The organism is Blattabacterium cuenoti (assembly GCF_014252095.1).
Taxonomy (GTDB): domain Bacteria; phylum Bacteroidota; class Bacteroidia; order Flavobacteriales; family Blattabacteriaceae; genus Blattabacterium; species Blattabacterium cuenoti_F.
In genome coordinates, this window is record NZ_CP059210.1 from 487,573 (window position 1) to 501,251 (window position 13,679).

13 protein-coding genes and 1 tRNA gene are annotated in these 13,679 nt (G+C 28.2%); 4 read left to right on the plus strand and 10 right to left on the minus strand.

The genetic code is table 11. The annotated features are described in order from the left end of the window. Window positions 1–6: 6 nt before the first annotated feature. The 3 genes from H0H45_RS02420 to H0H45_RS02430 are packed head-to-tail and all read right to left on the minus strand — an operon-like array spanning window position 7 to window position 3,907. Entirely contained in the window at window positions 7–2,040 is a 2,034-nt protein-coding gene (locus H0H45_RS02420; protein ID WP_185866472.1) for a fumarate reductase/succinate dehydrogenase flavoprotein subunit, read from the minus strand. Window positions 2,041–2,052: 12 nt separating this feature from the next. Beyond that, complete coding sequence (locus H0H45_RS02425; protein WP_185866473.1) at window positions 2,053–2,694, minus strand: succinate dehydrogenase cytochrome b subunit; 642 nt, start codon at window positions 2,692–2,694, stop codon at window positions 2,053–2,055. Window positions 2,695–2,752: 58 nt separating this feature from the next. Next, window positions 2,753–3,907, minus strand: coding sequence for a cysteine desulfurase family protein (locus H0H45_RS02430; RefSeq protein ID WP_185866474.1), 1,155 nt, complete (start codon window positions 3,905–3,907; stop codon window positions 2,753–2,755). Window positions 3,908–4,130: 223 nt separating this feature from the next. Here H0H45_RS02430 and rny point away from each other — a divergent pair, with 223 nt between their 5' ends. From rny to lpdA, 3 genes are read left to right on the plus strand one after another with little or no spacing between them, the layout of a single operon-like run. Next, on the plus strand, window positions 4,131–5,702 hold the full coding sequence (rny, locus tag H0H45_RS02435) for a ribonuclease Y (protein ID WP_185866475.1): 1,572 nt from the start codon (window positions 4,131–4,133) through the stop codon (window positions 5,700–5,702). A gap of 16 nt (window positions 5,703–5,718) precedes the next feature. Then, a complete protein-coding gene (locus H0H45_RS02440) occupies window positions 5,719–6,690 on the plus strand; it encodes a deoxyhypusine synthase family protein (protein WP_185866476.1) in 972 nt (323 codons plus the stop codon). 47 nt (window positions 6,691–6,737) lie between these two features. Continuing rightward, the gene (gene lpdA / locus H0H45_RS02445; protein WP_185866477.1) at window positions 6,738–8,153 is read left to right on the plus strand and encodes a dihydrolipoyl dehydrogenase; all 1,416 of its coding nucleotides are present in this window, start codon (window positions 6,738–6,740) and stop codon (window positions 8,151–8,153) included. Here the strand turns inward: lpdA and ung are convergent, their stop codons facing one another. Genes ung through H0H45_RS02460 form a run of 3 tightly spaced genes read right to left on the minus strand, consistent with a single transcriptional unit; the run spans window position 8,154 to window position 10,217 of the window. Next, entirely contained in the window at window positions 8,154–8,843 is a 690-nt protein-coding gene (gene ung / locus H0H45_RS02450; protein ID WP_185866478.1) for a uracil-DNA glycosylase, read from the minus strand. Next, window positions 8,800–9,849, minus strand: coding sequence for a fatty acid desaturase (locus tag H0H45_RS02455; protein WP_185866479.1), 1,050 nt, complete (start codon window positions 9,847–9,849; stop codon window positions 8,800–8,802). The genes ung and H0H45_RS02455 overlap by 44 nt, the downstream gene beginning before the upstream one ends. A 17-nt stretch (window positions 9,850–9,866) precedes the next feature. Next, window positions 9,867–10,217: a 4Fe-4S dicluster domain-containing protein gene (locus H0H45_RS02460; protein WP_185866480.1), complete on the minus strand. Its 351-nt coding sequence runs from the start codon at window positions 10,215–10,217 to the stop codon at window positions 9,867–9,869. A gap of 33 nt (window positions 10,218–10,250) precedes the next feature. On the opposite strand from H0H45_RS02460, the gene H0H45_RS02465 reads away from it, so the two are divergent. Then, window positions 10,251–11,312 carry an acyl-CoA reductase gene (locus tag H0H45_RS02465; protein ID WP_185866481.1) on the plus strand — a complete coding sequence of 354 codons (1,062 nt, stop codon included), beginning with the start codon at window positions 10,251–10,253 and terminating at the stop codon, window positions 11,310–11,312. Here H0H45_RS02465 and ribD read toward each other — a convergent pair. The 4 genes from ribD to H0H45_RS02485 form a co-directional block, all read right to left on the minus strand. Continuing rightward, on the minus strand, window positions 11,309–12,355 hold the full coding sequence (gene ribD, locus H0H45_RS02470; RefSeq protein ID WP_185866482.1) for a bifunctional diaminohydroxyphosphoribosylaminopyrimidine deaminase/5-amino-6-(5-phosphoribosylamino)uracil reductase RibD: 1,047 nt from the start codon (window positions 12,353–12,355) through the stop codon (window positions 11,309–11,311). The two genes, H0H45_RS02465 and ribD, sit on opposite strands and share 4 nt — an antisense overlap. Window positions 12,356–12,367: 12 nt before the next feature. Next, the gene (locus H0H45_RS02475) at window positions 12,368–13,132 is read right to left on the minus strand and encodes a shikimate dehydrogenase family protein (protein WP_185866483.1); all 765 of its coding nucleotides are present in this window, start codon (window positions 13,130–13,132) and stop codon (window positions 12,368–12,370) included. A 24-nt stretch (window positions 13,133–13,156) separates the two neighbouring features. After that, complete coding sequence (rpsU, locus tag H0H45_RS02480) at window positions 13,157–13,354, minus strand: 30S ribosomal protein S21 (RefSeq protein WP_185866484.1); 198 nt, start codon at window positions 13,352–13,354, stop codon at window positions 13,157–13,159. 24 nt (window positions 13,355–13,378) lie between these two features. Next, window positions 13,379–13,453: transfer RNA gene (locus H0H45_RS02485), tRNA-Val, on the minus strand. Window positions 13,454–13,679: the final 226 nt, after the last annotated feature.

Consider the following 13,679-nt stretch of genomic DNA (forward strand, 5'->3'; position numbering starts at 1 on the left):
AATAATTCATTTATAAGAACGCGATTGCGGTTGAACAAAATTAAAAGTTAAATCTTCTTTATGCATAATTTCTTCACGAATAGATTTTCCTTCTTGATATTCCCATATAGAAACATATTTATAATGAAGATCATCACGAAGAGCCTCTCCTTCTGTTGTTTGAAATTCTTCTCTAAAATGACTTCCACAAGATTCTTTTCTATTTAAAGCATCCATAGCTATGAGTTCTCCCAATTCTAAAAAATCGGATACACGTCCTGCCTTTTCCAATTCTGAATTGAATCCATCTCGAATATTTCCAGGAACAAAAACATTTTTCCAAAATTCTTCGCGAAGTTCTTGGATCTTTTTGATCGCCTTAGATAACCCATTCTCATTTCTACTCATTCCGACATATTTCCACATGATATTTCCAAGTTTCTTATGGAAAAAATCAACAGATTCTTTTCCATTGGAGGAAAAAAATTTTTGAATTCTTTCTTTTACATTTTTCTCGGATTTATCAAATTCTTTATGTTTTATGGATATGTTTTTTTTCATACCTATATATCTAGATAAATAATCTGCTATAGTATAAGGCAAAATAAAATAACCATCAGCTAAACCTTGCATTAAAGCAGAAGCTCCAAGACGATTAGCACCGTGATCGGAGAAATTCGCTTCACCTATAATATAACACCCTGATATAGAAGACATTAAATTGTAATCCACCCATATTCCTCCCATGGTATAATGAACAGCTGGATAAATTTTCATAGGAGTTTTATAAGGATTTTTATTAGTAATTTTTTCATACATGTGAAATAAATTCCCATATTTAGATTCCATAACTTCTTCTCCAAATTTTATAAATTTCATGTCATTTGAATTTTTTATTCCAAGTTCATTGGCTTTTTCTATTCCATATCTTTCTATGGAAGAAGAAAAATCCAAAAATACTCCTTCTTTTGTTTCATTATTTTCTATTCCAAAACCATGATCACAACGTTCTTTAGCAGCTCTAGATGCTATATCTCTTGGAACAAGATTTCCAAATGATGGATAACGTCTTTCAAGATAATAATCTCTTTTTTCTTCTTTAATATCTTCAGGGTTCTTTTTTCCATTTCGTATAGAAATAGCATCTTCTATTTGTTTTGGAACCCATATGCGTCCGTCATTTCTCAATGACTCGGACATTAATGTTAATTTAGATTGATAGTTCCCATGTACTGGAATACAAGTAGGATGTATTTGAGTATAACAAGGATTAGCGAAAAAACCTCCTTTTTTATGAACTTTCCATATAGCACTAGCATTAGACCCCATAGCATTAGTAGATAAAAAAAACACATTTCCATAACCTCCTGATGCAATAACAACAGCATGAGCTGCATGACGCTCAATTTCTCCAGTAATTAAATTTCTAGCAATAATCCCCCTAGCTAAACCTTCTATTACTACTAAATCTAACATTTCATGACGGTTGTACATTTTTATTCTTCTTTTTCCTATTTGTCTAGACATAGCTGAATAGCAAGCGAGCAAAAGCTGTTGCCCTGTTTGTCCTTTAGCGTAAAAAGTTCTTGAAACTTTAGTCCCACCAAAAGATCTATTTTTCAGATATCCAGCATAATCTCGAGCAAACGGAACTCCCTGAGCTACACATTGATCAATAATGTTTGAAGATATTTCTGATAAACGATAAACATTAGCCTCACGAGATCTGTAATCTCCTCCTTTAATAGTATCATAAAAAAGATGATAAACAGAATCATTATCTCCCTTATAATTCTTAGAGGCATTAATACCACCTTGAGCAGCTACAGAATGTGCTCTTCTTGGAGAATCTTGATAACAAAAAACTTTTACTTTATATCCTAATTCAGCTAGAGTAGCCGAAACAGATCCACCAGCAAGTCCTGTTCCAATTACAATAATTTCCATATTAGATCTATTGTTGGGAGAGACTAATTCTAAAATAGATTTATGATGGATCCATTTATGAGTTAAAGGACCACTTGGAATTTTAGAATTTAATTTTAAAGAGTTTTTAATCATTCAAGAAATATATTATATATAACCTTTGAAAAAGAACCAAATAGCGATAATAGAAAAACCAGAACAAATAAACAAAAAATAAAAAAAACTAAACTTTCGTATCCAGAATAATTTCTTTTTATTAGATAACCCCAACGATTGAAAAGAAGATTGAAATCCATGGTTTAAATGAAATCCTAAAACTAGGAAAGAGAAAACATAGATGAATGTATATACAGGATTTTTAAATAAGGAGATGACTAAAATATAATCTGAAGTATGAGAATATTTCATAGGAATCATGAAATTTATTAAATGCAGAACTAGAAAAAAAAAGATTAAAACTCCCGTATAAACCATAGTCCGACTACTAAATGTCGATAAAGGTCTTATCATCGCATAATCCATTTTTCCTTTTGATTTTTTATTTTTTAAATGTAATTTAATTCCAAAAAAAATATGAATAATAAAACCTAAAGCAAGAACATATTCTAGCATTTTGACAAGAAAATTTCTTCTCATGAAAGAGACAGCGTTATTAAACGCTTCTTCTCCATAAAAAAGAAAAAGATTAACACTCAAATGTAATAACAAAAAACACATCAGGAAGATCCCCGTAATTGCCATAACTACTTTTCTTCCAATAGAAGATTGAATAAAACGAGATTGAATCACTGATTTAATTGCGAATTACTATCTATCGTAAAGATATTTATTTTTTTTTTAAAAATTATCAGTTTTTGATTTTTTGAAAAGCTTCAATTAATAAATCAACATCTTTTTTTTCATTGAAAATTCCAAAAGAAATTCTTATAGGCATCATTCTTTTTAAGAAATGTTTGCTGGTTATAGAAAGAATCACATGAGAGGTTTTTTTTAAATTTCTTGATTGACAAGAACTTCCCTTAGAAATAGCTATTCCCATTAGATCTAAATGAAAATATAATAAATGATCTTTTTTTGGATAAAAAATATTTAATATGTTAGGAAGACTCTTATCCATAGATTCTGATAATCCATTAAAAATAATGTCTGGAATGATTTTTTTCAATTCTGAAATACAATAGAATTTTAAATTCCTAATTTTTTCTATATGGTTTGGAAAATCACAATAGGATAAATGTAAAGCTTCCGCTAGTCCTACTATTCCATAAATATTTTCCGTTCCTGAACGAATCCCATGCTCTTGATAACCTCCTGTAATAAATGGTTTGATATCTCTAATGATTCTTTCTCTAATAAAAACAAAACCTATTCCTTTTGGTCCATAAAACTTATGTGCACTAGCAGTAGCAAAATCAAAAGGTAATTGTCTCATATTGACAGGAATATTTCCAATGATTTGAATAGTATCCGAATGAAAATATGCTTGATATTCTTTGCAAAGAAATCCAACTTTTTCTATATCCAATAAATTTCCAATTTCATTATTAGCGTACATTAAACTTACAAGTATTTTATTCGGATAATTTTTTTTTAATATTTTTTCGAGATAATTTAAGTCTATAACTCCTTGATTATGAATTTGAATAAATTCAACAACAACTTTATTCTTCTGAACTAAATCTATAACGGTTTGTAATACAGAATCATGTTCCAATGGAGAAGTTAAAATATATTTGACTTTTAAATCACAAACAGCAGATCTCAAAACTAGATTGTTAGCTTCAGTTCCACTAGAGGTAAAAAGAATTTCAGACGGAGAAGCATTGATATCCTTTGCTATACGTATTCTTGATTCTTCTATTATGGAACGTGCTAGCCTTCCATAACTGTGTTGTGTAGAAGACGGGTTTCCAAATGAATATTTTAATGTATTTACCATGACTTTTATAACTTCGCTTCTTACAGGAGTGGTAGCTGCATTATCTAAGTATGCTCTTTTCATAAAGAATAGAATTAAGTTGCATAGTTTAGTTAAAAAACTAGAAAATTTTATTCTAATTTATTCAAATTCCGTTGATTAAAAAAATATAAACCAATTCTCTCGTTATTAATTTTGTATATTTACCCTTTCTTAAAGTCTTTTTTTATAAGGCTTCTACTTATTACCTTTTGTTTTAAAAATGTTATTAAAATGTCTATTTTATTTTTATTTAAATTGAGTACATATGAAAATAAATGTTGGATTTTCGGTTCTCATGGGGTTTACAATTGGGATTATTACATGTTATTTCTTTGGAAAAAAAACCATCTTGAAAAGATATATTCATTTATTAGAAAAAGCTAAAATTCAAGCAAAAAAAATTATAAAAAATGCAGAAAAAGAAGGAGAGTCTATAAAAAAAAAGAAAATCATTCAAGCAAAAGAAAGATTTATAGAACTTAAATCTAAACATGAAAAAGATATTCGTCTTAGAGAAAGAAAAATAACGGATATAGAAAATCAAACAAGAGAAAAAGAATCTAGATTATCTAAAGAAATTGAAATTTATTTTAAAAGAAATAATCGTTTAGAAAATCAAATACATGATTGTGAAAAAAAATTCAAAATTCTTCAAAAAAAACAAGAAGAATTTAAAAACATGCAGAGAAAACAAGTAGAACTGCTTGAAAAAGTATCCAATTATTCTTCTGAAGAAGCTAAGAATGAATTAATTGAATTCCTTAAAGAAGAAGCAAAAGTCAAGGCACAAACACATATACAAAATATTATAGAAGAATCCCAACTCACTGCAAAAATGGAAGCAAGAAAAATAGTCATTCAAGCTATTCAAAGAATTGGAACAGAACAAGCTGTTGAGAATGCGGTTTCTGTATTCAATATAGAATCAGATGACGTAAAAGGTCGCATTATTGGACGAGAAGGAAGAAATATAAGAGCTCTGGAAAAAGCAACGGGAGTAGAAATTATTGTAGATGATACTCCAGAGGCTATTTTATTATCTTGTTTCAATCCTATACGTAGAGAAGTAGCTAGGTTATCGCTTCATAAATTAGTGATAGATGGACGAATCCATCCAGCAAGAATTGAAGAGATCGTCGCAAAAACTGAAAGACAAATTGAAGAAGAAATAGTAGAAATCGGAAAAAAAAACATAATCGATTTAGGAATTCATGGGATACATCCAGAATTAATTAGAATGATAGGAAGGATGAAATATCGTTCTTCTTATGGACAAAATCTGTTACAACATTCTAGAGAAGTGGCTCATTTATCAGGAATATTAGCTTCAGAATTAGGATTAAATGCAAAATTAGCTAAACGTGCAGGTTTATTACATGATATAGGAAAAGTTCCTGAAACAGAATCCGAACTTCCTCATGCGATTTTAGGAATGCAATGGGCTGAAAAATACGGAGAAAATATAGAAGTTTGTAATGCCATAGGTTCTCATCATAATGAAATAGAAATGAAAGTTCTAATATCTCCTATCGTACAAGTATCGGATTCTATTAGTGGAGCTCGTCCTGGAGTAAGAAGAAATTCTTTTGAATCTTACTCTAAAAGATTAAAAAATTTGGAAGATATCGCTTTGAGTTTTGATGGGGTAAATAAGGCTTTTGCTATACAGGCAGGCAGAGAACTACGAGTTTTAGTAGAAAGCGAAAAAATAGATGATCAAAAAGCTTTTCAGTTATCTTTTGATATAACAGAGAAAATAAAAAACGAAATGACTTATCCTGGACAAATAAAAGTAACAGTGATCAGAGAAACCAGAGCTGTACAAATAGCTAGATAAAATCTAATTATAAATTATGAAAGATTCTATTACTTCCTTTATCGAAAAATATTTTCTTCATTTTAATGCTCTAACTTTATCAGAAGCAGCTAAAGCTTATAAACATCATATTAAAAATAATGGAAAAATGATGATTACATTGGCAGGTGCAATGAGTACTGCAGAATTAGGAAAAATATTAGCTGAAATGATCAGACAAGATAAAGTTCATATTATTTCTTGTACTGGTGCTAATTTAGAAGAAGATATAACGAATTTAATAGCTCATTCACATTATAAGAAAATTTCTAATTATAGAGATTTAACCCCTGATGAAGAAAAAACTTTTTTAAAAAAAGGATTTAATCGTGTAACAGATACTTGTATTCCAGAAGATCAAGCTTTTAAATTTCTACAAAAACATATTCTCAATATATGGAAAAGAGCTAAGGAAAAATCTGAACGATATTTTCCTCATGAATATATTTATCAATTATTATTAGAAAATATTTTAGAACCATATTATGATATCAATTCAAAAGATAGTTGGGTCTTGGCTGCCGCAAAAAAAAATTTACCCCTGGTTGTTCCTGGTTGGGAAGATAGCACAATAGGGAACCTCTTCGCTTCATATTGTATGAAAAAATTATTTTCACCAATTCTTGTAAAAAATGGAATCGAATATATGATTTATTTAGCTAAATGGTACAAAAAAGAATCTGTGAAAAATGAAGTAGGATTTTTTCAGATAGGTGGAGGAATCTCCGGAGACTTTCCTATTTGTGTAGTCCCTATGCTTTCCCAAGATATAGGATGGAAACATACTCCTTATTGGGCATATTTTTGCCAAATTTCTGATTCTACTACCAGTTATGGCTCCTATTCAGGAGCTATTCCTAATGAAAAAATAACTTGGGGAAAATTAGATAAGGACACTCCTAAGTTTATTATTGAATCAGATGCTACTATTGTAGCACCATTAATTTTTGCTTATATATTAGATATGTAAGTAAACAGATTTGTATAACTTTATTAAATAAAATCTTTTAGTAAGTCATGAATAATTTATATGATCTTGTCGTTATAGGCTCTGGTCCAGGAGGTTATGTTTCAGCCATTCGTGCAAGTCAACTCGGACTTCATACTGCACTTATAGAAAAATATCAAGATTTAGGCGGGACCTGTTTAAATGTGGGTTGTATTCCTTCAAAATCTCTTTTATATTCTTCTAAATATTTTTTCTTTGCAAAAAATCATCATCATTCCCATGGAATTATTTATGATAAATTATCTTTGGATTTCGAAAAAATGATGAAAAGGAAAAATGAGATCGTGAAAAAAACAAATGAAGGAGTGAAATATCTCATGAAAAAAAATAATATTGATTTATATAATGGCATAGCTACATTTAAAAAAAATCATGTGATTTCTATCACAGATAGAAAAACTATTGAAGATATACAATTTAAATATTGTATAATAGCTACAGGTTCTAAACCAATAAGTCTTCCATTATCAAATTTTGAGAAAAGAAAAAAAATTATTTCCTCTACGGAGGCTCTTTCTATGGATGAAATTCCAAAAAAATTAATAATAATTGGAGGAGGAATAATCGGATTAGAATTAGCTTCTATTTACCATAGGTTAGGAAGTCAAGTAACTATTATTGAAACTATGGATAGAATAATTTCAAATATGGATCATTCTTTAAGTCAAGAAATCCAAAAAATATTAGAAAAATCTGGAATTCAAATAAAAACCTCCTTTATAATCCAGGATATAGTTTTATTAGAAACTAATGAAATTTCAGTTTATGTTAAAAATAAAAATAATGGAAAAAAAATGAAATATATAGGGGATTATTGCCTCATATCAATTGGGAGGTCCCCTTATACAGAAAATCTTGGATTAGAACATATAGGAATTCAAAAAGATCAAAAAGGGTTCATTTTAGTTAATGATTTTTTACAAAGTTCTGTAGAAAATATCTATGCGATAGGAGATGTCATAGGCGGAAAAATGTTAGCACATAAAGCGGAAGAAGAAGGTTTATATGTCGCAGAACATCTAGCTGGACAAAAACCAAATAAACTAAATTATAATTTAGTTCCATCTGTTCTATATACTAATCCTGAAGTATCTAGTATTGGGTTTACAGAAAAAGAAATCCAAAATAAAGGAATAGAATACAATATAGGTTTCTTTCCTATGAGAATATTGGGAATAGCTCGTGCTAGCGGATCTACAGAAGGTTTTGTAAAAATGCTATCTCATAAAAAAACAGATGAAATATTAGGAGTTCATATGATAGGCGATCATGCCTCCGATATGATAATGGAAGCTTCTGTAGCTCTTGAATTTAGGGCATCTTCAGAAGATATCTATAGGATTTGCCACCCGCATCCTACTTTTAGCGAATCTTTTAAAGAAGCCGCCTTGTTGAGTTTTGAAAATAAAGCCATACACATGTAATTACCACATTATAGGTTTTTTTCCTATTTTTTTCAAAAATTGATTAGTTTTTAAAAACTGTTGAGATCCTAAAAAACCAAAATTTGCAGAAAGAGGAGATGGATGTGAGGTTTTTAATATAAAATGATTATGAAAATCAATTAGAGAATCTTTTTTTTTGGCTAACTCTCCCCACAATAAAAAAACAATATGCTTTTTTTTATCCGAAATTATTCGAATGATTTTATCGGTAAAAATCTCCCAACCTTTATTTCTATGAGATCCAGGAAGTCCTTTTCTTACCGTTAAAACAGAATTAAGTAGTAAAACACCTTGGGTGGCCCAAAAAATTAAAGAGCCGCTAATAGGTAATGATTTTTTTTGAAAACAATTATTCACTTCTATAAAAATATTCTTTAAAGAAGGAGGAATTGCTACTCCATCCGGAACAGAAAAGGATAGACCATCAGCTTGATTATTTTTATAATAAGGATCTTGCCCTAGAATAACTACTTTTAATTTAGAAAAAGAACAATAATTAAACGAAGAAAAGATATTTTTTTTTTCTGGAAAACAAACAGAATTTTTATATTCTATCCTAAGGAATCTTAATAGTTTTTGAAAATAAGGCTGATCCCATTCCTCTTTTATGAAAAAAAACCAATCCTCATTTATGTTCAGAAATTTTTTTATTAATATTTCTTTTTTCATAAGATCTAAAACTTATCATTTTTTTATTTTCCTCATCCCAAAGTTTATATTTTGCACATTTTAAACTTCCTGAAAAGTTCATTTTTGTCACATATTTATCGAAAATAGGATTTTGACTATGACAGTCAGGTAAATAATAAAATGGAATACTGGGAACTAAATGATGGATGTGGTGATATCCAATATTTCCTGTAAACCAATGAATTATTTTAGGTAATTTGTAAAAAGAACTACCTTTTATAGCGGCTATACAGTAATCCCAATTAGTTTTCCATTCTTTGTAATTAGGATTATGTTGATGTTGAACATAAAAAACCCATATAGCCACAATAGAAAAAAAAACAATAGTTGGAAATTGAATAAATAATAATTTAAAAAAACCAATAAAATTTCCTATAAAAATATAAAAAGAAAAAATACAAAAATTACTGATCCAAAGATTTACTTTTGCTTTTTCCCAACCTTTTATATGAATTAATGGTAATCTACTATGTATAAAAATATAATAGATAGGTCCTAAAAAAAACATGACGATAAAAGATCGATACATTCTATACTTTATTTTTTTCCAAAAATTCAGTTTTTGATATTCCCTAACAGTTAAAATAGTTATATCACCTATATCTCTAAAATCCAATTGAGAATTATGTGCATGATGATAATTATGTGATTTAGCCCAATATTTAAACGGAATTAAAGTAAAAAGACTACAAATAAACCCTATGATATTATTAATTTTTTTTGAAGAGGTAAATGATTGATGTCCACAATCATGTTGAATGATGAATATTCTAATCAAAAAAAAGGAGTTGAATATAGATAAGAAAACTGTTATATACTTGGAATAATTGAAGATGCAAAAGACTATTGTTATCCAAATGAAAACAAAAGGAAAAAAAGTATTTAAAATTTGAATAAAAGCTTTCCAATTATTTGGATAATAAAGTTTTGCTATATCTTTCCAATTTTTAAATGCTTTTTTAATTTCTAAATATTGAGGATTCATTGAAATGAAAAATTCTTTTAAAAAGAATCATGCAAAAAATTTTTCTTTTTAAGAAGATCTTCTTTAGATTCTACATGATTATCATCTAGAATACAACAATTTACTGGACAAATTGTTACACATTGTGGTTCTTCATAAAACCCAACACATTCTGTACATTTTTCTGCTACTATAAAATAAATATCCTTTTTTTTTGGTTCCTGAGGAAACATTGGATCCATAAAAAAACCTTCTGACATTTTTTTTTTCCACAAAGAAGTTCCATCTGACATCCTCCATACTTTTCCTCCTTCATAAATTGCATGATTAGGACATTCAGATTCACAGGCGCCACAATTTATACATTCTTCTGTGATTTTTATAGACATTTAAATTAAATTTAATGTAGATTCTATAATCTAATGAACAATCTGATTCAGACTTTCTATAAATTAGGTTTTTTTCTTAGAGAATTTAAGAAATTTTATGCACATGAAAAATATATTTCTGAAAATTTTAAAAAATTTTTTTTTCCATTTCGGAATATTATAAAAAAAACCTCCATTATCAATAGTTGGTTTAGAACAGAAGATTTATTCATCACTATTGAACAATGGGGGAAAATACTTACAAAAGAAAAACTAGAATATTGGTTAAATAAATATTCTTTTATTAAGAAAAAGAACCCAATAAAAACTATTTTAGTTATTATGCCGGGAAATATTCCCCTAGTAGGGTTTCATGATTTTTTATGTGTTCTTTTATCAGGACATCGAATTTTAATAAAATTATCCGAAGAGGATAATTTGTTACTTCCTTTTTTATGCAAAATAATCACTCATATAAATCCTTTACTCGAAAAAAAAATAAAATTTTCTAAAAACTTTTTTAAAGAAAAATATGATTCTGTTATAGCAAGTTGCAGTAATAATACAGCTCGTTATTTTGAATACTACTTTAGAAAATACCCCATGATTCTTCGAAAAAGACGAACTTCTATAGCTATTCTACAAGGAAATGAAAGTAAAAAAAATTTAATTTCTTTAAATAAAGACATTTTAACTTATTCTGGAAGAGGATGTAGAAATGTGGGAAAGATATTCATTCCTAAAAATTATGATCTTCATCTCATCTTGGATCAAAATTTATCATCTTATGTAATGAAAAATTATAAGTACATGGATAATTATAATTATTATCTTTCCATATATACTCTAAATAACATAGTTATTAAAAGAAATCCTATGATGATTTTAATAGAAAGCAAAGACTACCATAGTCCAATATCAGTGGTATATTATGAATTTTATTCCAATGTAAACCAATTAAAAAAATTGATACACAAAAATAGAAAACATTTACAATGCTTAGTCTCAAGAAATATATGTAAAAACGAAGTTGATTTTGGAAAAACTCAATTCCCTAAATTATGGGATTATTCAGACAATATTGATACAATCAAGTTCCTTACAGAAAAAAATTAAGATGGAATTTTAATAATAAGTTTATCCTTTTCTTCTATATACATATTTTTGATAACTCTTCCATTTATGACAGGAGCCCTTAATCCATCTTTCAAAAAGATATTACAGACGAATATTCTAGATTCATCCCAAATATTATCTTTGATAAAACTCTCTAAGGTCGTTCTTCCTCCTTCTACAATTAAAGAAAAAATGTTTATCTGATGTAGATAATCTAAGATCTGTTTGATAATCTCTTTCTCAAAAGAAATCTGAACAAATTCTATATTTTTCTGATTTTCTTTTTTCTTTTCGGTAAAAACAATTGTTTTTTTCGTCCCATCCAAAATAAAATAAGAAGTAGATATACTTAATTTTCTATCCATAAAAATTCTAATTGGATCTGACCCAAACCATTCTCTAACATCTAATTTTGGATTATCATTAAACACGGTTTTTCTTCCTACTAAAATACTGTCCTCTTCAGATCTCCATTTATGACTCAATTGTCTAGAATAAATTCCACTAATCCATGAAGGATTTTTTTTTTTATCATTCCCTTTCCATGAGTCTATAAAACCATCATCACTTTGCGCCCATTTCAATATAATATAAGGTCTTTTTTTTTCATAAAAAGTAAAAAAACGTTTATTTAAAATTCTACACTGATCCTTTAAAACATTTTCTATCACTTCTATCCCATTTTTTCTTAATTTTTGTATCCCAAAACCGTTTACCTTATTACAAGGATCTTGTATTCCGATTACAACTCTAGGTATCTTACTTTTAATGATTAAATCAACACAAGGAGGGGTCTTTCCAAAATGCGCGCATGGTTCTAATGTGACATAAAGGGTCGAATCAGTTAATAAAGATGGATTTTTAACCCTATTGATAGCATTTACCTCTGCATGATTCATTCCTACTTTATAATGCCATCCTTCTGATAAAATCAAACCATTTCTTTCTATTAAACATCCTACCATAGGATTAGGAGAAGTGAATCCTAATCCATTTTTTGCCAATTGAATAGCCCTATGCATAAAGATTTTATCATGGTTCATTTCTTCCCTATTTTATGAATTCCATATTTTCCAAGATTCTTCTGCTTGAATACGTAACATTTCTAAACCATTTCTGATCATAGATCCTTTTTCTTCTCCTTTTTTTAAAAAAAAAGTTTTAGATGGATTATAAACCAAATCATAGAGATAGTGTTTAGAAGAAAGAAATTGATAAGGTAATGGTGGACATAAATGGATATTTGGAAAAGTTCCCAATGGAGTGCAGTTAATAATAATTTTATGATCTTCTAAAAGATCCTGGTTCACTTCTTCATAAACCAAAAAATCTTTATGTTTTTTTCGAGAAACATATCTGTATGGGATTCCCATTCTTTTTAGAATAAAGGAAACTGATCTAGATACCCCACCTGTTCCAAGAATCAGAGCCTTTTGATTTTTAGATGATAATTTATTTATGTCCTTTTTGAAAGAAAACTCAAAACCCAAAACATCTGTATTATAACCAATCCGATGTTTCTCTTCATTTATCTTTACTACATTAACAGATCCAATAGATTTTGCTTCTGGCATAAGTTTATTTAAAAAGGGAATAATGCTCTTTTTATATGGAATAGTGATATTGCATCCTTTCAAGGATGGGGTTTTAAAAATCCATAAAACATCTTCTATTTTTGGAATATCGAAGATTTCATAAGTGACTTCAGAAATAGATTCTTTTTTAAATTTTTTCATGAAATAATTTTTTGAAAAAGAATAACTAATTCCTCTTCCTACTAATCCAAAAACTCGTTTTTTATAAAAGCTATCATGATACATAGAATGATGTATCTCTATTTTTTTTTATTCTTCTTTCTTTAATCGCATACGTTCTCTATATCTAGCTCGTAAAATTTCATTTCTCCTATCTTCAGAAGGTTTTATATATTGTTGTTTTTCTCTAAATTCCTTTAAAATCCGCGTTTTATCAAATTTTTTTTTGCATTTTTTCAAAGCTTTCTCAATGGATTCTCCCTCTCTAACTGTTGTAATTAATACCATAAAAAATAATGTAAAAAAACAATGTGGACACTATCGGATTTGAACCGACGACCTCTACTCTGTCAAAGTAGCGCTCTAAACCACCTGAGCTAAATGTCCATTTTTCAGGACAAAATTAAATATTTTTATTATTATTACAATCATCATTGTATCATTTTAATGCGAGATATAATATAAAAAAAATGTCACATAATGTATTAGAAAAATCTATAGAATATTTAAAGGGATTCAGTTTAAAAAAAACACGTTTATTTAATATAGAATTACAAATTCATACATATGAAGATCTACTTTTTTTTTATCCTACAAAATATGTCCGTTATTT